Genomic DNA, 18,535 nt, shown 5'->3' on the forward strand with positions numbered 1-18,535 from the left:
GGAAACCGCGCCGAGGCATGCCGGCAAGCTCCGTTCAGCCCGCCCGGCGCGTCCTGCTTACCACTCGTCCTCGAGCCGGGTGACCTGGCGGATCAGGTCGCCCGGGAAGCCGCGGCGGGCAAGCAGGTCGGCGGCCTTGCGCCGCCGCACCGGGTCCGCCGCGAAGTCCTCGCCTTGCCGGCGCCGCGCCAGGTCGCGGGCGTTCTCCAGCCAGTCCCCGTCGAAGCTGTCCATCGCCGCCTCGATCTGGGCGCTGTCGAGCCCGTGGGTACCCAGCTCGGCCCGGATATGGAACGGACCGTAGCCGCTCATCGCACGCTGGCGGACCAGGCTTTCGGCGAAGCGGTCGTCGTCCTGCCAGCCGGCCTCGGCCAGCCGGTCGACGGCGGCCGCGACCTCTTCGGCATCGAGCCCGCGTGCGACCAGCTTGCGGCTGAGCTCACGGCGCGAGTGCTCGCGCCGCACCAGCAGGCCCAGCGCCCGCTGCACGGGCGTCTGGGGCGGCCGCTTGCCCCGCGCTCGCTTCACTCTTCGGCGGCAGCGTCGTCGTCGCCCGGCCGGGCCTCGGCGGGCACGAACTTCTCGCGCAGCTCGGCCTCGAGCTTCACCGCCAGCTCCGGGTTGTCCTTGAGGTACTGGCGGGCGTTCTCCTTGCCCTGGCCGATGCGCTCCTCGCCGATGCTGTACCAGGCGCCCGCCTTCTGCACCAGCTTGGCCTCCACGCCCATGTCGATCAGCTCGCCCTCGCGCGAGATGCCTTGGCCGTACAGGATCTCGGTGACGATCTGCTTGAACGGCGGGGCCATCTTGTTCTTGACGACCTTGATCTTGGTCTGGTTGCCGATGATCTCGTCGCCCTTCTTGATGGCGCCGATGCGGCGGATGTCGAGGCGGACCGAGGAGTAGAACTTCAGCGCGTTGCCGCCGGTGGTGGTCTCCGGGCTCTGGCCCGGCATCATGATCCCGATCTTGTGCCGCAGCTGGTTGATGAAGACCACCAGGGTGTTGGAGCGCTTGATGTTGCCGGTGAGCTTGCGCAGCGCCTGGCTCATCAGGCGGGCCTGCAGGCCGGGGAGCTGGTCGCCCATCTCGCCCTCGATCTCGGCCTTGGGCGTGAGCGCGGCGACCGAGTCGACCACCACGATGTCCACCGCGGCCGAGCGCACCAGCATGTCGGCGATCTCCAGCGCCTGCTCGCCGGTATCGGGCTGGCTGAGCAGCAGGTCGTCGACGTTGACGCCCAGCTTGGCGGCGTAGACCGGGTCGAGCGCATGCTCGGCGTCGATGAAGGCGGCCGTGCCGCCGGCCTTCTGGCACTCGGCGATGGCCTGCAGGGTCAGGGTGGTCTTGCCCGAGGACTCCGGACCGTAGATCTCGACCACGCGGCCCTTCGGCAGCCCGCCGATGCCAAGGGCGATGTCGAGCATCAGCGAGCCGGTGCCGATGACCTCGGCGGCCTCGACCACGCGGTCACCCATGCGCATGACCGAGCCCTTGCCGAACTGCTTCTCGATCTGGCCCAGGGCGGCGGCAAGCGCGCGCTTCTTGTTCTCGTCCATCGTGGCGTTTCCTCGGATCAGGGGGTTGGATGTGGTGGAGTCTGGACGCGGCCGGTCGCAGGGGCTGCGACTGCGCGTGGAGGGAGTCTGGAGGCCTTCGTGGGGCGACGGAATCGGCCGGCGGTGGCCCTGCGCGTGGGAAAAGCCCGCGCCACGCCCTCAGCCCCGCCGGACCAGGCCGCAGTACAGGCCCTCGATCGCGAAGTCCTGGTCGGCCCCGACCTGGATCGGCGCGTAGTCCGGGTTGCGCGGTAGCAGGCGGATGCCGTCCTTGCCCAGCTTCAGCAGCTTGACGGTGATCTCCTCGTCCACCCGCGCCACCACGATCTGCCCGGAGCGGGCGTCATTGGTGCGGTGGACCCCGATCAGGTCACCGTCGAAGATGCCCTCGTCGCGCATGGAGTCGCCCTCGACCTTCAGCAGGTAGTCGGGCGCCGGCGCGAACAGGTTGCGGTCCAGCAGCACGAAGTCGTCGGGCTCCGGCCCCGCCGCCGAACCGATCGGCGACCCTGCGGCAACCCGGCCCAGCACGGGCAGGCGCAGCGCGTCGCCACCGCTTGCCGGAGGGGCTGCTGCCTCTTCGCCGCCCCTGTGCAGCACGCGCAACCCGCGGGCCTTGCCGGGGATGCGCTCGATCGCACCGGCCTGCTCCAGTGCCTCCAGGTGGTACTGCGCCGCGCGTACGCTGGCGAAGCCCATCGCCCGGGCGATTTCCGTCTGCGACGGCGGCAGGCCGTCCGCGTCAATGCGCGAGGCGATGAAGTCGAGGATCGCCGCCTGTGTGTCGGTGAGGTTCATTGGTAGCAATACTACCCACGCACCCTGTAGGGTGCAATAGCCGCCTCTCGGCGGCGTATTGCACCGTATCTACACGTTCGCGGCGTGGCCCGCGGTGGCGTGGCACCACATGCCAGGGCGTACATGGGGTTCGCGGCGGTTCACCATGCGGCGCAATACGGCACCCGAGGGGTGCCTATTGCGCCCTACCGGTCAGGCGGCCAGTTCGAGTAGCCCGTGCAGGGCGGCTTCCACGGTCTGCCGGCGCACCTGCTCCCGGTCGCCGTCGAAATGGAAGACCACCGCCGTCGGGTAGCCGCCGCGCTTCTTCCAGGCGATCCACACCGTGCCGACCGGCTTCTCCTCGGTCCCGCCGGACGGTCCGGCAATCCCGGTCACCGCCACCGCGAGGCTGGCTCCGGAGTGCACCAACGCGCCGGAGACCATCTCGATCGCGGTCTCCCGGCTGACTGCGCCGTGCGCCTCCAGCGTCGCCGGCTGCACGCCGAGCAGGGCCTGCTTGGCCTCGTAGCTATAGGCGGCGATCCCGCACTCGAACCACGCCGAGGAGCCGGCGATGTCGGTCAGCGCCTTGGAGATCCAGCCCCCGGTGCAACTCTCGGCAGCCACCACCCGGTGGCGCATGCGCTGGGCGGCGGCGCCCACCCGGGTGGCGAGTTCCTGCACGGATTCGTCGGTGATGTGCTTGCTCATCCGTGAACTATACCGGCGCGCTGGCCGTCACCGTGACGCCCTGTCTGTGAGAATGCGCGGTCCTCCCGCACCGCCCGACGAATGGAACAGTCCGCCTCCCGCGCCGAGCACGACGAACCCACCGGCCCCTCCATCGCGGATGACCCGCAGCTGGCCAATGCCTGGCGGGCGCTGCTGCGTTCCGCGCGGCCGGAGATCCCGCCGCTGTTCGCCCGGGTGGCCGAGCGCACGCTGCCGGACATGGCCGACCACTTCTACGGCGGGATGATGTCCGACCCGCGTGCGAGCCGGTTCCTGTCGGTGGAGAAGGTCCGTGACCGGCTCAAGCCCTCGATGCAGAACTGGCTGCGCGAGGTGCTCACGGCCACCGCGGGCGACGTCGATTCGCTGGTCGCCCGGCAACGGGTAGTCGGTGACGTGCACGCCCGCATCGGGATCCCGGTCGACCTGGTCAGCCGCGGTGCGCGCGAGCTCAAGAACCGCCTGTACCACCGCATCGAAGAGCTGGCCGACGATCCCGGGCTGGCCCTGTCGGCCTCGGTGCTGGTCAGCCACTCGGTGGACCTGGCGCTGGAGATCATGACCCAGGCCTACGTCAGCGCCCGCGAGCGCTCCAACGCGATCGACGCCTCCTACCGGCTGTTCTCGCTGATCCAGAACATCAGTACCGAGCGCGAGCGCCAGCGCGCCCTGCTGCTGGACTGGGAGAATGCCCTGCTCTACGCGATCGCCGGCCGCACCTCGACGAGCGCGGACGATTGCGGGCTGCGGCGCTCCGAGTTCGGACTGTGGTTCACCCACAAGGCGCTGCCGAGCTTCGGCCATACCGACGAGACCCGCGAGATCGTCTCGCTGATGGACGGCATCGACGCGAAGCTGCGCGAGATGCTGCCCGCCTGCGACGCCCCCGCGGTGCGCCAGGAGCTGCTGGGCGATGTGCGCACCAGCGTGGCCCGGATCCGCTCGATGATGGGCCTGATCTTCGAGAACATCGGCGACCTGGAGGCCGGTCGCGACGCACTCACCAGCCTGCTCAACCGCCGGTTCCTGCCGACCGTGCTGCGGCGCGAGATCGAGCACTGCCGCCGCTCCGGCAACGGCTTCGCGGTCCTGTTGCTGGACCTGGACCACTTCAAGCCGATCAACGACCGCCACGGCCACGAGGCCGGCGACCGCGCCCTGCACCACCTGGCGACGGTGCTGACGCAGGCGACCCGCGGCAGCGACTACCTGTTCCGGTACGGCGGCGAGGAGTTCGTGGCCGTGCTCGGCTCGGTGAACCAGCAGCAGGCGCTCACCATCGCCGAGAACCTGCGACAGCGCGTCGCGACGTCCCCGGCGATGCTGACCGACGGCACCACCCTGCCGCTGACGGTGAGCATCGGCGTCGCCATGCACGACGGCCACCCCGATTACGAGCGCCTGCTCGCCCGCGCCGATGCGGCGATGTACCAGGCCAAGAAGCGCGGCCGCGACTGCGTGGTGCTCGCCGTGGACGACCTGCCGGATCCGCCGGGGGCGTAGGGGGATCGGGCACAATGACCGGTTCCGACCCGCCCCGCACCGGAACCGATGTCCGCCGAGAAGCCCGCCGAGCACACCCCCCTGATGAAGCAGTTCTTCGCCGCCAAGGCGGAGCATCCGGACGTGCTGCTGTTCTTCCGGATGGGCGACTTCTACGAGCTGTTCTACGACGACGCGCGCAAGGCCGCGCGGCTGCTCGACATCACCCTAACCCAGCGCGGCTCCTCGGCCGGGCAGCCGATTCCGATGGCCGGGGTGCCGCACCACTCCTCGGAGAGCTACCTGGCCCGGCTGGTGGCACTGGGCGAGTCGGTCGCCATCTGCGAGCAGGTCGGCGACCCGGCCACCAGCAAGGGGCTGGTCGAGCGCAAGGTGGTGCGGATCGTAACCCCGGGCACGGTCACCGACGAGGCACTGCTCAACGAGCGGCGCGACACCCTGCTGCTGGCGGTCTCGCGCGGGAAGAACGGATATGGCCTGGCCTGGGCGGACCTGGCCGGCGGGCGCTTCCTGGTCAATGAGGTGGCCGGCGAGGACGCGCTGGAAGCCGAGCTCGCGCGGCTTGAGCCGGCGGAGGTGCTGCTTCCCGACGAGGAGGGGTGGCCGGCGTTCGCCACCTCCCGCACCGGCGTGCGCCGCCGTGCGCCCTGGCTGTTCGACGCCGACTCCGGCCGCCGCCAGCTGCTGCGCTTCTTCGGTACCCATGACCTGTCCGGCTTCGGCATCGAGGAGCGCCCGCAGGCGATCGCCGCGGCCGCCGCCCTGCTGGGCTACGTCGAGGAAACCCAGAAGCAGCAGCTGCCGCACCTGACCTCCATCGCGGTGGAGTCCGGCGACGGTGCCATTGCGATGAACGCCGCCACCCGCCGGCACCTGGAGCTGGACACCCGCACTGACGGCGACACCCGCCACACCCTGCTGGGTGTCCTCGACTCCACCGTGACCCCGATGGGCGGGCGCCTGCTGCGACGGTGGCTGCACCGGCCATTGCGTGATCGCCCCACCCTGCGCCGGCGCCACCATGCCGTGCAGACGCTCATCGAATCCGGCGCCGGCGACGCGCTGCGCGAGCGCTTCCGCGGCCTGGGCGACCTGGAGCGCATCCTGTCCCGGATCGCCCTGCGCAGCGCGCGCCCTCGCGACCTGTCGACCCTGCGCGACGGCCTCGGGATGCTGCCGGACGTGCGCGCCGTGCTGGCACCGCTGGACTCGCCGCGATTGGCGGAGCTCGCGCAGGAACTGGGCGAGCACGAGGCCAATGCCCACCTGCTGGCGAACGCGATCGTCGAACAGCCGCCGGTGCTGGCCCGCGATGGCGGCATCTTCGCGGAAGGGTACGACGCCGAACTCGACGAACTGCGCCGCCTGTCCACCAGCGCCGACCAGTTCCTGGTCGACCTGGAGACCCGCGAGCGCGAGGCGACCGGCATCCCGACCCTGAAGGTCGGCTACAACCGGGTCCACGGCTACTACCTCGAGATCAGCAAGGCCCAGGCCGGCAAGGCGCCGACCCACTACACCCGCCGCCAGACCCTGACCAACGCCGAGCGCTACATCACCGAGGAGCTCAAGGCCTTCGAGGACAAGGTCCTGTCCGCGCGCGAGCGTGCCCTCGCCCGCGAGCGCCTGCTGTACGAGCAACTGCTGGACGTCCTCGGCGGACACCTGGAGCCGCTCAAGCGCTGCGCCGGCGCACTGGCCGAACTCGACGTGCTGGCGGGCCTGGCCGAGCGCGCGACCGAACTGGACTGGTCGCGCCCGGAGCTGGACGACGAGCCGGGCATCCGCATCGAGCGCGGTCGCCACCCGGTGGTCGAGGCGGTGCGCGACGAGCCGTTCGAGCCCAACGACCTGGTGCTCGATCCCGACCGCCGGATGCTGGTCATCACCGGCCCGAACATGGGCGGCAAGAGCACCTACATGCGCCAGAACGCGCTGATCGTGCTGCTCGCCCACATCGGCAGCTTCGTACCCGCCTCGCGCGCGGTGATCGGCCCGATCGACCGCATCCTGACCCGCATCGGCGCCGGCGACGACCTCGCCCGCGGCCAGTCGACCTTCATGGTCGAGATGAGCGAGACCAGCTACATCCTCCACCACGCCACCGACCAGTCGCTGGTGCTGATGGACGAGATCGGCCGCGGCACCTCCACCTACGACGGCCTGGCCCTGGCCGAGGCCTGCGCCCGCCACCTTGCCCACGCCAACCGCGCCTGGACCCTGTTCGCGACCCACTACTTCGAACTGACCACCCTGGCCGGCGAGCCGAACAACACCGGGGGCAGCGGCATCGCCAACGTGCACCTGGACGCGGTCGAGCATGGCGACGGCCTGGTGTTCATGCACGCGGTCAAGGACGGCCCCGCGAACCGCAGCTTCGGATTGCAGGTAGCGGCCCTGGCCGGGCTGCCGAAGGCGGTGATCAGCCAGGCACGCAGCCGGCTAGCGGAACTGGAGTCGCAGAGCCGGGATGCACCGAGGCCCTCGATGGCGGCCCCGGCGCTGGATGCACCGGCGCAGATGGGGCTGTTCGCCCCGTCCTCGGCCGCGCTGGAGGCGCTGGCGGCCCTGGATCCGGACGAGCTGACGCCGAAGCAGGCGTTGGAGGCGTTGTATCGGTTGAAGGGACTCGCCTGATTCCCTTCCCTCTCCCTTCTCCCGCCTGCGGGAGAAGGTGCCCGAAGGGCGGATGAGGGCTGCTTTTGCTTTTTTGGAGAAAGATCAAAAGCTCCCCTCACCCTAGCCCCGCTCCGCGCCCCGGCCCGCGCCAGTGGCGCGTAAGCAACACGCCCTCGCCCCGCAAGCGGGAGAGGGGACTATGCGCGCCAGGCTGATAGATCAGGACTATCAATCAGTTCCCAACAATCGATTTCCCTCCCCTATCACAGCAGCGTACCTTGGTCCGGCACCCCTATTCAGGACCCGACCATGACCAAGCCTTTCGACTCCCGGACCCCGCCGCCGCTGACCACCGCCGCCGGCGCTCCCGTTGCCGATAACCAGAACGTCCAGACCGCCGGCCGCCGCGGCCCGATGCTGCTGCAGGACGTGTGGTTCCTGGAAAAGCTCGCCCACTTCGACCGCGAGGTGATCCCCGAGCGCCGCATGCACGCCAAGGGCTCCGGCGCGTACGGCACCTTCACCGTGACCGGTGACATCACCCGCTACACCCGCGCGAAGGTGTTCTCGGAGATCGGCAAGAAGACCGACATGTTCGTGCGCTTCTCGACCGTGGCCGGCGAGCGTGGCGCGGCGGATGCCGAGCGCGACATCCGCGGCTTCTCTACCCGCTTCTACACCGAGGAGGGCAACTGGGACCTCGTCGGCAACAACACGCCGGTGTTCTTCTTCCGCGACCCGCTGAAGTTCCCGGACCTCAACCACGTGGTGAAGCGCAACCCGCGCACCAACATGCGCGACCCGGTCGCCAACTGGGACTTCTGGACCCTGCTGCCCGAGGCGCTGCACCAGGTCACCATCGTCATGAGCGACCGCGGAATCCCGGCCTCGTACCGCCACATGCACGGCTTTGGCAGCCACACCTACAGCCTGGTCAACGAGGCCGGCGAGCGCTTCTGGGTGAAGTTCCACCACGTCAGCCAGCAGGGCATCCGCAACCTGACCGACGCCGAGGCCGGCGTGCTGGTCGGCAGCGACCGCGAGAGCCACCAGCGCGACCTGTTCGATGCGATCGAGCGCGGCGAGTTCCCCAAGTGGAAGCTGTTCGTGCAGGTCATGCCTGAAGCCGATGCAGCGACCTACCGCTTCCATCCCTTCGACCTGACCAAGGTGTGGTCGAAGAAGGACTATCCGCTGATCGAGGTCGGCGAGTGGGAGCTCAACCGCAACCCGGACAACTACTTCGCCGAGGTCGAGCAGGCGGCTTTCACCCCCGCCAACGTGGTGCCCGGCATCGGCTTCTCGCCCGACCGGATGCTGCAGGGCCGGCTGTTCTCCTACGGCGATGCACAGCGCTACCGGCTCGGCGTGAACCACCACCAGATCCCGGTCAACAAGCCGCGCTGCCCCTTCCACAGCTACCACCGCGACGGCGCCATGCGCGTGGACGGCAACCCGGCCACCAGCGTCAGCTACGAGCCCAACAGCTTCAGCCAGTGGCGCGAACAACCTCAGTACCGCCAGCCCGCGCTGGCGCTCGACGGCCCCGCCGACAACTGGGACTACCGCGAGGAGGACGACGACTACTTCACCCAGCCCGGCGACCTGTTCCGCCTGATGACCCCCGACGAGCAGCAGCGCCTGTTCGACAACACCGCCCGGGCCATGGCCGGCGTGCCCGACTTCATCCGCCAGCGGCACATTGACCACTGCACGAAGGCGGATCCCGCCTACGGTGCCGGCGTCGCGGCGGCACTCGCCCTACTGCCGGCGCCGGATTCCCTTCTCCCGCTCGCGGGAGAAGGTGCCCGAAGGGCGGATGAGGGCCTCCCGGCATGAGCCGGGTGATGGAGGAGATCCAGGTTCTCAACCAGGTGCTGTCCGAAGCCCTGCCCTTCTCCCGCTTGCGGGAGAAGGTGCGCCGTAGGGGCGGATGAGGGTAGCTTTGCTCGTACGCAAGCAAGAGCAAAAGCCCCTCACCCCAACCCTCTCCCGCTAGCGGGAGAGGGGATAGCGTCAACCCAGCGCGGCGTCGAGGTCCTCCCACAGGTCCTCGACGTCCTCGATCCCGACCGACAGCCGCAGCAGCCCTTCGGTGATCCCGGTCGACTTCCTGGTTGCCTCGTCCAGCATCCGGTGGGTGAGGCCCGCCGGGTGCTGGATCAGCGTGTCCACCGAACCCAGGCTCACCGCCGGGGTCATCAGCTTGACCTTCGACATCAGCGCCGCGGCGGCGTCGTGGCCGCCCCTGGCCTCGAAGGAAATCAGCGTCCCCGGGCCGCACATCTGGGTACCCACCAGCTCCGCGTTGCGGACTGTGCCGAGCCCCGGGTAGTACACCGCGGCAACGGCCGGATGGCCCTGAAGCCGCCTGGCCAACTCCTTCGCGTTCGCCTGCGCACGCTCCACCCGCAGCGGCAGGGTCGGAAGTCCCCTGTGCAGCAGGAACGCGGCCATCGGGTGCAACAGGGCGCCGGTCGCCGCGCGCATGGTGCGCAAGGGGGCGGCGTCCTCTTCCGCGCAACAGACCACGCCCGCGATCACATCGCCGTGGCCGCCGAGGAACTTGGTCGCGCTGTGCAGCACGTAGCGGGCGCCCAGGTTCGCGGGGTTCTGCAGGACGGGGGTGGCGAAGGTCGAATCCACCAGGACCGGCACGTCGCCCGCTGCGTCCACCACCGCCCTGATGTCGACCAGGTCCAGCGTCGGATTGCCGGGCGTTTCGATCACCACCAGCGCGGTATCGTCGCGGCGCCTGGCCGCGATGTCCTCCGGATGCACGAACTCGGCTTCCAGCCCGCACATCCCGCTCGCCAACAGGTGGTCCGAGGTGCCGTACAGCGGGCGCACCACCAGCACGTGGCGGCCGTGGGCCTGGCGGGCCATCAGCACCGCGGTGAGCGTGGCCATGCCCGAGCCGTAGGCCACGCAGGCCTGCGTCCCCTCCAGCGCGGCGATCGCCCGCTCCGTCCGCGCCACCGTCGGGTTGTGCAGGCGCGCGTAGATCGGGTTGGCCGCTTCCGCCTGCCCTCCCACCAGCGCGGAGAAGCTTTCGCCCCCCTCGGCAAGATCGCGCACGGGATAGGTGGTCGAGAGGTCCATCGGGGGCGCGTGCACGCCCAGCTCCGTGAAATCCTCGCGACCGGCGTGGACGGCGGTGGTTTGGAAACGACGCATGCATCAGGGCCCCTGTTGTGGAGACCGGATGCTAACGCGTCCTCACAGTGCGTCGATGTCCCCGAGCGCGCGGATCAGCCTGCGTGCTCGCTTGTCCGGCCTGCCCTCCGGCGGCTTGTACCCGACGCGCTCGGCGGCGCGGCGTGCCCTCGCCTCCTCGCGCGCCTGGCGCGACGCGTCCGATTCTGCGTACAGCGCCTGCGCGACCTTCGCCGGGCCGCGGGTGTCGCTAAGCCCGAGCACTTCCAGTTCGAACACCTCGTCGCCGCGCGTGACCTTCAGCGCGTCGCCCACGCGTACTGCGCGGGACGGCTTGGGCCGCTGGCCGCCGACTTCGATCTTTCCGTGCTCGACCGCCTGCTTTGCCAGGCTGCGGGTCTTGAAGAAGCGCGCGGCCCACAGCCACAGGTCCAGGCGGACGGTTTCGTTTTGCTCGGGACGGTCCATGCAGCGCCATGATGCCTCGCCCACGGTGGGCACGGCCTGAACCCGGAAACGACAACGGCCGCCCAAGGGCGGCCGTCGTGCACGACTTGCGTCGGTATTACTCGGCGTCGGCAGCCGGGGCCTCTTCGGCCGGGGCGGCCGGGGCCTTGGCGGCCTGCTCGGCGGCCTTCGCGGCCTGGGCCTGCGCCAGGGCCTTGGCGCGGGCATTGCCGGCCAGGTCTTCCTTGATGCGCGCCTTCTTGCCTTCCAGGCCACGCAGGTAGTACAGCTTGCCGGCGCGGACCTTGCCGCGGCGCTTGACCTCGACCGAATCGATGGTCGCGCTGTGGACCTGGAACACGCGCTCCACGCCGAAGCCGTGGGAGATCTTGCGGACGGTGAACGCCGAGTTCAGGCCGGCGTTCTTGGTCGCGATGACCACGCCCTCGTAGGCCTGCACGCGCTCGCGGTTGCCTTCCTTGACCTTCACGTTGACGACGACGGTGTCACCGGGGCCGAAGGCGGGCAGCTCGCGCTGGATCTGCTGGGACTCGAACTCCTGCAGCAGGGTGTTGATGGAGGGCTTGTTCATGGTGGTGGCCTGTTGGAATGGTTGTATGCGCGAGTGCACGTGGACCCGCGTCATGGCATGAAGCCGGGCATTATGGGGGGTTGGAGGGGGCGGGCGCAAGGAGGGGCGCGGGTAGGAGCGGGAACCGGGAACAGGGAACCGGGAACGTGGGGTGTGTCGTGGTTCGCCGTACGTCCCAGTAGCGCCCAAGGGTGGGGCTTACTGCCCCCTGCCCTTGCGGATCGCGTCGAGCAGTTTGAGGTCGGCCTTGGTCAGGGGGGCTTCGTCGAGGAGCTCGGGGCGGCGTTCCAGGGTGCGGCGGAGGGATTGCTCGCGGCGCCATTTGGCGATCTCGGCGTGGTTGCCGGAGAGCAGGACGTCGGGGACCTTGCCGAGTTCGTGCTCCACGGGGCGGGTGTAGTGGGGGCAGTCGAGGAGGCCGTCCTGAAAGCTGTCCTGCTCTGCGGATTCGGCGTCGTTCAGGGCGCCGTCCTGCAGACGCGCCACGGCGTCGACCACCACGGCCGCGGCCAGTTCGCCGCCAGACAGCACGTAGTCGCCGATCGACAGCTCCTCGTCGACCTCGGCCTGCACCAGGCGCTCGTCCACGCCCTCGTAGCGGCCGCACAGCAGTACCACGCGTTCCAGGCCGGCGAGCTCGCGGGCCTTGTCCTGGTCGAAGCGGCGCCCCTGGGGGCTCATGTAGATCACCCGGACCGGACCTTCGGCAGCTTCGCGGGCGGCCTGGATCGCGCGGCGCAATGGGTCGACCAGCATGACCATGCCCGGTCCGCCGCCGAAGGGACGATCGTCGACGCGGCGGTAGTTGCCCTCGGCGTAGTCGCGGGGGTTCCAGGCGTGGAGGGACAGCAGGCTGCGCTCAAGGGCGCGGCCGGTGACACCGAAGGCGGCGCACTGGGCGATGAGGTCGGGGAACAGGGTGATTACGTCGATGCGCATCTTGGGTCCTTGGGACGCCCTTATCCGCCCCTCGGGCACGTTGACTCGCCACATCCATGTGGCTCGCCCTCCGGGCGGCTTCGCCGTCCAAATCGGCAGTCCCTGCCGATTTGTCTCCCGCAAGCAGGAGAAGGGAAAGTCAGGTGGACCAGTCGGGGTCCCAGTCGACCGTCATCGTCCCGGCCCCGATGTCCACGTCCACCACGTATTGGGGACGCACGAAGGGAACCAGGTGCTCGGCCTCGCCGCCGCGCACCACGACCACGTCGTTGGCGCCGGTGGAGAACAGGTGGGAGACCCGGCCGAGTTCGACGCCTTCGGTGTTCAGCACGCGCAGGCCTTCCAGGTCCGCCCAGTAGAACTCACCGGGCGCTGCCCTGGGAAGCTGCTCGCGGGGAACGTGGATCTCCAGGCCGCGCAGGGCCTCGGCCGCGTCGCGGTCATCCACGCCGGGGAAGCGGGCCACGATGTGCTTGCCCTGGACCTTGCCCGACACGCGGCCCGTCGTGCGCTCGGCGCCGCGGGCGTCCACGAGGGTCCAGGGCTGGTAGTCGAAGATGGCGTCGCGCGGGTCGGTGAAGGACTCGAGCTTCACTTCCCCACGCAAGCCAAGGGCGCCTGCAACCCTACCAAGCAGGATGCGGCGCCCTTGATCGTTCATGCGTCCAGGGCCGCGCGGCGGGCGCGCGGCACTCGGCTCAGGCTGCTTCGCCCGCCGGGGCGGCGGCAGCTGCCTTCTGGTGGTCCTTGTACAGCGCGGCGACCTTGTCGCTCATCTGCGCGCCGTTGGAGACCCAGTACTTCACGCGCTCGTCCTCGATCACGATGCGCTGCTCGCCGCCGGTGGCGACCGGGTTGTAGTACCCGACGCGCTCGATGTTGCGGCCGTTGCGTGCGCTGCGGCTGTCGGTGACGACGATGTGGTAGAAGGGGCGCTTCTTGGCGCCGCCGCGTGCCAGTCGGATCTTGACCATGGTGTTTTCCTGTGTTGCCCAGCCGCCGGTATGACGGGGTAAGCCGGCAAGTATAGCGGCCCGGATCAGCGGAACGGAAGACCCCGCCCGCCCGCGCCCATCAATCCCTTCATGCCGCGCATCATCCCCTTCATGCCGCCGCGGCCCATCTTGGCCATCATCTTTTCCATCTGCTGGTACTGCTTCATCAGCCGGTTGACGTCGGCGGGGGTGACGCCGGCACCGGCGGCGATGCGCTTGCGGCGGGAACCGTTCAGCAGCGCCGGGTTGCGGCGCTCCTTCTTGGTCATGGAGCCGATGATGGCGATCAGGCGCGGCACTTCCTTGCCGGTCACCTGCTCCTTTACGTGGTCGGGGATCTGCCCGACGCCCGGCAGCTTGTCCATCAGCCCGCCGATGCCGCCCATGTTCTGCATCTGCTCGAGCTGGTCGCGCATGTCGTTGAGGTCGAACTTGCGCCCCTTCGCCACCTTCGCCGCGAGCTTGGCCGCCTTGTCCTGGTCGACCTGCTGCTCGACCTGCTCGACCAGGCTGAGCACGTCGCCCATGTCGAGGATGCGGTTGGCGACGCGGTCCGGGTGGAACACGTCCAGCCCGTCCATCTTCTCGCTGGTGCCGATGAACTTGATCGGCTTGCCGGTGACGTAGCGGACGCTCAGCGCCGCGCCGCCACGGGCATCACCGTCGGTCTTGGTGAGCACCACGCCGGTCAGCGGCAGCGCCTCGCCGAAGGCCTTGGCCGTGTTGGCCGCGTCCTGGCCGGTCATCGAGTCGACGACGAACAGCGTCTCTGCCGGATTGATGGCCGCATGCAGCGCCTTGATCTCGGCCATCATCTGCTCGTCGACGGCCAGGCGGCCGGCGGTGTCGACCAGCAGCACGTCGACGTAGGTCTTCTTCGCCTCGGCGATCGCCGCGCGGACGATGTCCTCCGGGCGCTGGTCGGTACTCGACGGGAAGAATGCCACCTGCGCCTGCCCGGCGAGGGTCTCCAGCTGGTCGATCGCGGCCGGACGGTAGACGTCGGCGCTGACCACCATCACCTTCTTCTTGCGCTTTTCGCGCAGCAGCTTCGCGAGCTTGCCGACGGTGGTCGTCTTGCCCGCGCCCTGCAGGCCCGCCACCAGCACCACGGCCGGCGGCTGCACGTTCAGGTTGAGCTCGGACGACTGCGCGCCCATGACCGCGGCCATCTCGTCGCGGACGATCTTGATCAGCGCCTGGCCTGGCGTCAGGGACTTGAGCACCTCCTGCCCGACCGCACGGACCTTGATCCGCTCCACCATCGCCTGCACCACCGGCAGCGCGACGTCGGCCTCCAGCAACGCAATGCGCACCTCGCGGGTGGCCTCGCGGATGTTCTCCTCGGTCAGCCGGCCACGGCCGCGCAGGCGCTCGATGGTGCCGGACAGACGCTGGGTGAGGGACTCGAACATGGTGCGGGGACCTGGGGTGGTGCGGGGGTGGTCATTGTAGGGGAGAAGCGGAAGGCGGGAACCGGGAACGGGGAACAGGGAACGGGAGGTCGCGGGGGCGTGGCGGTCGCGGGTCCCGGGCTGTTACCGAGTAATCACGGACCGGTCGTGCCGGCGCCGCAGCGTGCCGTCAGCCGGCGGCGTGCCCGCTGGCAAGGAACCGCAGCCGGGCAACGTGACGACGCCGCGCCCTTTCGTTCCCTGTTCCCCGTTCCCGGTTCCCGCCTTACCTCACCCCCAGCACCACCTCCAACACGAACTTCGACCCGAAGAACGCCAGCACCAGCAGCCCCATCGCCACCAGGGTCCAGCGCACCGCCGTCGGCCCCCGCCAGCCATAGCGCCACCGCCCGGCCAGGAGCGCCCCGAACACCACCCAGGAGAGCGCACTCAGCACGGTCTTGTGGACCAGGTGCTGGGCCAGCAGGTCGTGGACGAACAGCACGCCGGTCAGCAGGGTCGCGCTTAGCAGCACGAAGCCGGCCTTGATGGTGCGGAACAGCAGGGTTTCCAGCTCCACCAGCGGCGGCAGCGCGCGCAGCCAGCCGCGCAGTGCGTGCCGGCGCAGCGCCCGCTCCTGCAGCCACAGCATCACCGCGAGCAACGCGGCCACGGCCAGCGTTGCCGAGGACAGCAGGGCCAGCCAGGCATGCAGCTGCAGGCGCCAGTCGAGCGGGATCGGCTGCAAGTTGCCGCGCAGCTCGTGCCCGGCCAGCGCCAGCGCCGCCAGCGGATAGACCACCACCCCCAGCAACGCCATGCGTCCCCGCGCCCCCACCACCGTGGTCAGCACCCCCATGGCGAGGGTCACCAGCGACAGCGCGGCGAAGAAGTGCAGGTCCGCCCCGCCGGTGGCGACCCAGTCCATCACGTGGACCAGCCCGTGCAGGGCGATGCCGCCGACGGCCAGGACCACCCAACCCCGCGCCGCCACGTGGCCACGGGCCACGGTGGCCGCCAGCCAGGCGGCAGCGGCCAGGTAGAGGAGAACGCTTATCAGTGCACCGGTCATCCGGGGGATTGTAGGGCTCCTATCCCCTCTCCAAGCATCCGTCCCCTCTCCCGCTTGCGGGAGAGGGTTAGGGTGAGGGGCTTTTGCTTTTTGCTCTTCAGGAACCAGGAAAGCAAAAAGCTGCCCTCATCCGCCCTTCGGGCACCTCGCTCCGCGCCCCGGCCCTCGCGAGGGCGCGAGGGCGTTCGAGGCTGCGCGAGCCAATGGCTCGCAAACGCAGCCTCTCACCCCGCAGGGCGGGAGAAGGGAACGTCACAAAGCGTCGAGCGCCTCGGACAGCGTCCGCGCCGGCACCACCTCAAGCTCCCCCACCCTGCGCCCCTTCGGCGCATTCGCCCTGGGAACGATTGCCCGGCGGAACCCATGCGTCGCGGCCTCCTTCAGCCGGTCCTCGCCGTTGGGCACGGGGCGGATCTCGCCGGACAGGCCGACCTCGCCGAAGGCGATGGTGCGCTCGGGCAGGGGTTGGTCGCGCAGGCTGGACAGGACGGCCAGCAGCACGGGGAGGTCGGCCGCCGTCTCCTGGACGCGGATGCCGCCGACCACGTTCACGAACACGTCCTGGTCGCCGACGGCCACGCCGCCGTGGCGGTGCAGCACCGCCAGCAGCATCGCCAGGCGGTTGCCCTCGAGACCGACGGCGACCCGGCGCGGGTTGCTCAGCGGCGAGGAATCCACCAGCGCCTGGACCTCCACCAGCAGCGGCCGGGTGCCCTCGCGCGTGACCATCACGCAGCTGCCGGGCTGCGGGCCTTCGCTGCCGGACAGGAAAATCGCCGAAGGGTTCGCCACCTCGCGCAGGCCCTTGTCGCCCATCGCGAACACGCCGAGCTCGTTGACCGCGCCGAAGCGGTTCTTGAACGCGCGCAGCACCCGGAACCGGCTTCCCGACTCGCCCTCGAAGTACAGCACCGCGTCGACCATGTGCTCGAGCACGCGCGGACCGGCGATGCCGCCCTCCTTGGTCACGTGGCCGACCAGGAACACCGCGGTCCCGGTTTCCTTCGCGTAGCGCACCAGCCGCGCCGCGCTCTCGCGGACCTGGCTTACCGAGCCGGGCGCGGCGGTCAGCGATTCGGTCCATAGCGTCTGCACCGAGTCGGCGACCACCAGCCCCGGCTTCATCGACGCCGCCTGCTCCAGGATCCGCTCGATGCCGGTCTCGGCGAGCGCGCTCACCCCGTCCAGCGGCAGGCCAAGGCGCGCGCCGCGGCCGGCGACCTGGGCCAACGACTCCTCGCCGGTCACGTACAGCGACGGCAACCGCGCGCCCATGGCAGCGACCGCCTGCAACAGCAGCGTCGACTTGCCGATGCCCGGGTCGCCGCCCACCAGCACCACCGCCCCAGGCACCAGGCCGCCGCCCAGCACGCGGTCAAGCTCGCCGATGCCGGTGGAGACCCGCGCCTCCTCGGTGCGGGTGACGTCCTTGAGTGCGGTGACCTTCGGCGGATCGACCTTGCCGGCCCAGCCCGAGCGGCGCGCCGCGGCCGGGGCCCCGCCCTTGCCCGCCGCCGGCTCGACGACGAATTCCGACAGCGTGTTCCACTCCCCGCATTCCGCGCACTGGCCCTGCCACTTGGAGTGGTCGGCCCCGCACTGGGTGCAGACGTAGGCGACCTTGGCCTTGCTGGACGTGCGGGGACTCTTGGTGGCGATCGACATGGGCGACACGTGGCGGGGACGGGTGGCCAATGTAGCCCGGGCGCGTCGCGGGGGTTGCGACCGACGGCGGGCGGGCCGCGTCCGGGCGTGGCGCGATACGCCGCCCGGGCGGCTACCGCACCCTGCGTCAGGCGTGCTGGGGCGTCTTGCCGCGCAGCTTGCCGATGCCCTGCACCACCAGGAGCACCAGGATGCCGGCGAGGATGCCGAACACCGCGTTGGCCAGGTTCTCCAGCAGCCAGTCCACGCCGCCCTCGGGGACGACATCGAGGATGAAGTGGTGCACCGCCGGGATCGAGTGCACCAGGATGCCGCCGCCGACCAGGAACATGGCCGCGGTGCCCGCGATCGAGAGCCCCTTCATCAGCCAGGGGGCCGCGGTGACGATCCAGCCGCCCACCGGCGCCAGCGCCCCGCCGCGCCGGCACAGGGCCAGGCCGAAGTCGTCCAGCTTCACGATGCCGCCGACGAGGCCGTACACCACGATCACCATGCCCACCGCCACCAGGCCGAGCACGATCAGCTGCTGCATCAAAGCCTCGCCGGCGACCACGCCCAAGGTCAGCACGATGATCTCCGCCGACAGGATGAAGTCGGTCCGGATCGCGCCCTTCACCTTCTCCTTCTCGAACGCGACCGGGTCGACCCTCTCGTCGGCAAGCGCCTGCACCCGCTCCGCATGGCGCTGCTCGTCCTCTTCCCTGGAATGCAGGAACCGGTGCGCCAGCTTCTCCACGCCCTCGTAGCAGAGGAAGGCACCACCGGCCATCATCAACGGCGTGATCAGCCACGGCAGCCAAGCACTGATCGCCAGCGCCGCCGGCACCAGGATCACCTTGTTGAGCAGCGCCCCCTTGGCCACCGCCCAGACCACCGGCAGCTCCCGCGCCGCGGTCACGCCGGTGACCTGCTGCGCATTGAGCGCCAGGTCGTCGCCCAGCACGCCCGCGGTCTTCTTGGCCGCAACCTTGGTCAGGATCGAGACGTCGTCCAGGAGGGTGGCGATGTCGTCGAGGAGGGTGAAAAGGCTTGCGCCGGCCATGGGCTGTCGTGGTCTCCGGAGTTTGCGCGCAGTCTGCAGG

17 protein-coding genes are annotated in these 18,535 nt (G+C 69.9%); 3 read left to right on the forward strand and 14 right to left on the reverse strand.

What is annotated here, in order from left to right; all coding sequences use genetic code 11:
• Nucleotides 1–57 precede the first annotated feature (57 nt).
• The 4 genes from recX to G545_RS0102595 all read right to left on the reverse strand — a co-directional run bounded on the left by recX (nucleotide 58) and on the right by G545_RS0102595 (nucleotide 3,050).
• Nucleotides 58–528, reverse strand: coding sequence for a recombination regulator RecX (gene recX, locus G545_RS0102580; RefSeq protein WP_027069023.1), 471 nt, complete (start codon nucleotides 526–528; stop codon nucleotides 58–60).
• Nucleotides 525–1,559: a recombinase RecA gene (gene recA, locus G545_RS0102585; protein ID WP_027069024.1), complete on the reverse strand. Its 1,035-nt coding sequence runs from the start codon at nucleotides 1,557–1,559 to the stop codon at nucleotides 525–527. The genes recX and recA overlap by 4 nt, the downstream gene beginning before the upstream one ends.
• A 159-nt stretch (nucleotides 1,560–1,718) precedes the next feature.
• Nucleotides 1,719–2,357, reverse strand: coding sequence for a transcriptional repressor LexA (gene lexA / locus G545_RS0102590; RefSeq protein ID WP_027069025.1), 639 nt, complete (start codon nucleotides 2,355–2,357; stop codon nucleotides 1,719–1,721).
• A gap of 192 nt (nucleotides 2,358–2,549) precedes the next feature.
• Nucleotides 2,550–3,050, reverse strand: coding sequence for a CinA family protein (locus tag G545_RS0102595; RefSeq protein ID WP_027069026.1), 501 nt, complete (start codon nucleotides 3,048–3,050; stop codon nucleotides 2,550–2,552).
• Between the two features lie 81 nt (nucleotides 3,051–3,131).
• On the opposite strand from G545_RS0102595, the gene G545_RS0102600 reads away from it, so the two are divergent.
• The 3 genes from G545_RS0102600 (at nucleotide 3,132) to G545_RS13285 (ending at nucleotide 9,032) form a co-directional block, all read left to right on the forward strand.
• Nucleotides 3,132–4,574, forward strand: coding sequence for a diguanylate cyclase (locus G545_RS0102600; protein ID WP_027069027.1), 1,443 nt, complete (start codon nucleotides 3,132–3,134; stop codon nucleotides 4,572–4,574).
• A 48-nt stretch (nucleotides 4,575–4,622) separates the two neighbouring features.
• Nucleotides 4,623–7,211, forward strand: a complete 2,589-nt coding sequence (mutS, locus tag G545_RS0102605; RefSeq protein WP_027069028.1) for a DNA mismatch repair protein MutS — start codon at nucleotides 4,623–4,625, stop codon at nucleotides 7,209–7,211.
• Nucleotides 7,212–7,502: 291 nt separating this feature from the next.
• Nucleotides 7,503–9,032 carry a catalase gene (locus G545_RS13285; RefSeq protein WP_052106504.1) on the forward strand — a complete coding sequence of 510 codons (1,530 nt, stop codon included), beginning with the start codon at nucleotides 7,503–7,505 and terminating at the stop codon, nucleotides 9,030–9,032.
• A gap of 177 nt (nucleotides 9,033–9,209) precedes the next feature.
• Here G545_RS13285 and G545_RS0102620 read toward each other — a convergent pair whose 3' ends face one another.
• The 10 genes from G545_RS0102620 to G545_RS0102665 all read right to left on the reverse strand — a co-directional run bounded on the left by G545_RS0102620 (nucleotide 9,210) and on the right by G545_RS0102665 (nucleotide 18,495).
• Nucleotides 9,210–10,370: a trans-sulfuration enzyme family protein gene (locus G545_RS0102620; protein ID WP_027069029.1), complete on the reverse strand. Its 1,161-nt coding sequence runs from the start codon at nucleotides 10,368–10,370 to the stop codon at nucleotides 9,210–9,212.
• Nucleotides 10,371–10,412: 42 nt separating this feature from the next.
• Entirely contained in the window at nucleotides 10,413–10,817 is a 405-nt protein-coding gene (locus G545_RS0102625) for an RNA-binding S4 domain-containing protein (RefSeq protein ID WP_027069030.1), read from the reverse strand.
• A 97-nt stretch (nucleotides 10,818–10,914) separates the two neighbouring features.
• A complete protein-coding gene (rplS, locus tag G545_RS13290) occupies nucleotides 10,915–11,388 on the reverse strand; it encodes a 50S ribosomal protein L19 (RefSeq protein ID WP_052106505.1) in 474 nt (157 codons plus the stop codon).
• 198 nt (nucleotides 11,389–11,586) lie between these two features.
• Nucleotides 11,587–12,327 carry a tRNA (guanosine(37)-N1)-methyltransferase TrmD gene (gene trmD / locus G545_RS0102635; protein WP_027069031.1) on the reverse strand — a complete coding sequence of 247 codons (741 nt, stop codon included), beginning with the start codon at nucleotides 12,325–12,327 and terminating at the stop codon, nucleotides 11,587–11,589.
• 139 nt (nucleotides 12,328–12,466) lie between these two features.
• Nucleotides 12,467–12,988, reverse strand: a complete 522-nt coding sequence (gene rimM, locus G545_RS0102640; protein WP_027069032.1) for a ribosome maturation factor RimM — start codon at nucleotides 12,986–12,988, stop codon at nucleotides 12,467–12,469.
• 37 nt (nucleotides 12,989–13,025) lie between these two features.
• The gene (gene rpsP / locus G545_RS0102645) at nucleotides 13,026–13,301 is read right to left on the reverse strand and encodes a 30S ribosomal protein S16 (protein WP_027069033.1); all 276 of its coding nucleotides are present in this window, start codon (nucleotides 13,299–13,301) and stop codon (nucleotides 13,026–13,028) included.
• Between the two features lie 65 nt (nucleotides 13,302–13,366).
• The gene (gene ffh, locus G545_RS0102650; protein ID WP_027069034.1) at nucleotides 13,367–14,737 is read right to left on the reverse strand and encodes a signal recognition particle protein; all 1,371 of its coding nucleotides are present in this window, start codon (nucleotides 14,735–14,737) and stop codon (nucleotides 13,367–13,369) included.
• A 265-nt stretch (nucleotides 14,738–15,002) separates the two neighbouring features.
• Nucleotides 15,003–15,788 (reverse strand): cytochrome C assembly family protein, encoded by a 786-nt coding sequence (locus tag G545_RS0102655; RefSeq protein ID WP_027069035.1) that lies wholly within the window; start codon nucleotides 15,786–15,788, stop codon nucleotides 15,003–15,005.
• A gap of 252 nt (nucleotides 15,789–16,040) precedes the next feature.
• Nucleotides 16,041–17,453, reverse strand: coding sequence for a DNA repair protein RadA (gene radA, locus G545_RS0102660; RefSeq protein WP_027069036.1), 1,413 nt, complete (start codon nucleotides 17,451–17,453; stop codon nucleotides 16,041–16,043).
• A 127-nt stretch (nucleotides 17,454–17,580) separates the two neighbouring features.
• On the reverse strand, nucleotides 17,581–18,495 hold the full coding sequence (locus G545_RS0102665; protein WP_027069037.1) for a DUF808 domain-containing protein: 915 nt from the start codon (nucleotides 18,493–18,495) through the stop codon (nucleotides 17,581–17,583).
• Nucleotides 18,496–18,535 lie beyond the last annotated feature (40 nt).

Origin of the sequence: Lysobacter defluvii IMMIB APB-9 = DSM 18482 (assembly GCF_000423325.1) — a bacterium.
In the GTDB taxonomy this organism is placed as follows: Bacteria; Pseudomonadota; Gammaproteobacteria; order Xanthomonadales; family Xanthomonadaceae; genus Novilysobacter; species Novilysobacter defluvii.

Coding starts and splice junctions, on each gene's coding strand:
- radA (WP_027069036.1), bottom strand. CDS start 17,453: ATGTCGATCGCCACCAAGAGTCCCCGCACGTCCAGCAAGGCCAAGGTC.
- lexA (WP_027069025.1), bottom strand. CDS start 2,357: ATGAACCTCACCGACACACAGGCGGCGATCCTCGACTTCATCGCCTCG.
- rpsP (WP_027069033.1), bottom strand. CDS start 13,301: ATGGTCAAGATCCGACTGGCACGCGGCGGCGCCAAGAAGCGCCCCTTC.
- ffh (WP_027069034.1), bottom strand. CDS start 14,737: ATGTTCGAGTCCCTCACCCAGCGTCTGTCCGGCACCATCGAGCGCCTG.
- G545_RS0102625 (WP_027069030.1), bottom strand. CDS start 10,817: ATGGACCGTCCCGAGCAAAACGAAACCGTCCGCCTGGACCTGTGGCTG.
- trmD (WP_027069031.1), bottom strand. CDS start 12,327: ATGCGCATCGACGTAATCACCCTGTTCCCCGACCTCATCGCCCAGTGC.
- G545_RS0102600 (WP_027069027.1), top strand. CDS start 3,132: ATGGAACAGTCCGCCTCCCGCGCCGAGCACGACGAACCCACCGGCCCC.
- G545_RS0102595 (WP_027069026.1), bottom strand. CDS start 3,050: ATGAGCAAGCACATCACCGACGAATCCGTGCAGGAACTCGCCACCCGG.
- mutS (WP_027069028.1), top strand. CDS start 4,623: ATGTCCGCCGAGAAGCCCGCCGAGCACACCCCCCTGATGAAGCAGTTC.
- rimM (WP_027069032.1), bottom strand. CDS start 12,988: ATGAACGATCAAGGGCGCCGCATCCTGCTTGGTAGGGTTGCAGGCGCC.
- recA (WP_027069024.1), bottom strand. CDS start 1,559: ATGGACGAGAACAAGAAGCGCGCGCTTGCCGCCGCCCTGGGCCAGATC.
- G545_RS0102665 (WP_027069037.1), bottom strand. CDS start 18,495: ATGGCCGGCGCAAGCCTTTTCACCCTCCTCGACGACATCGCCACCCTC.
- rplS (WP_052106505.1), bottom strand. CDS start 11,388: ATGAACAAGCCCTCCATCAACACCCTGCTGCAGGAGTTCGAGTCCCAG.
- G545_RS13285 (WP_052106504.1), top strand. CDS start 7,503: ATGACCAAGCCTTTCGACTCCCGGACCCCGCCGCCGCTGACCACCGCC.
- G545_RS0102655 (WP_027069035.1), bottom strand. CDS start 15,788: ATGACCGGTGCACTGATAAGCGTTCTCCTCTACCTGGCCGCTGCCGCC.
- G545_RS0102620 (WP_027069029.1), bottom strand. CDS start 10,370: ATGCGTCGTTTCCAAACCACCGCCGTCCACGCCGGTCGCGAGGATTTC.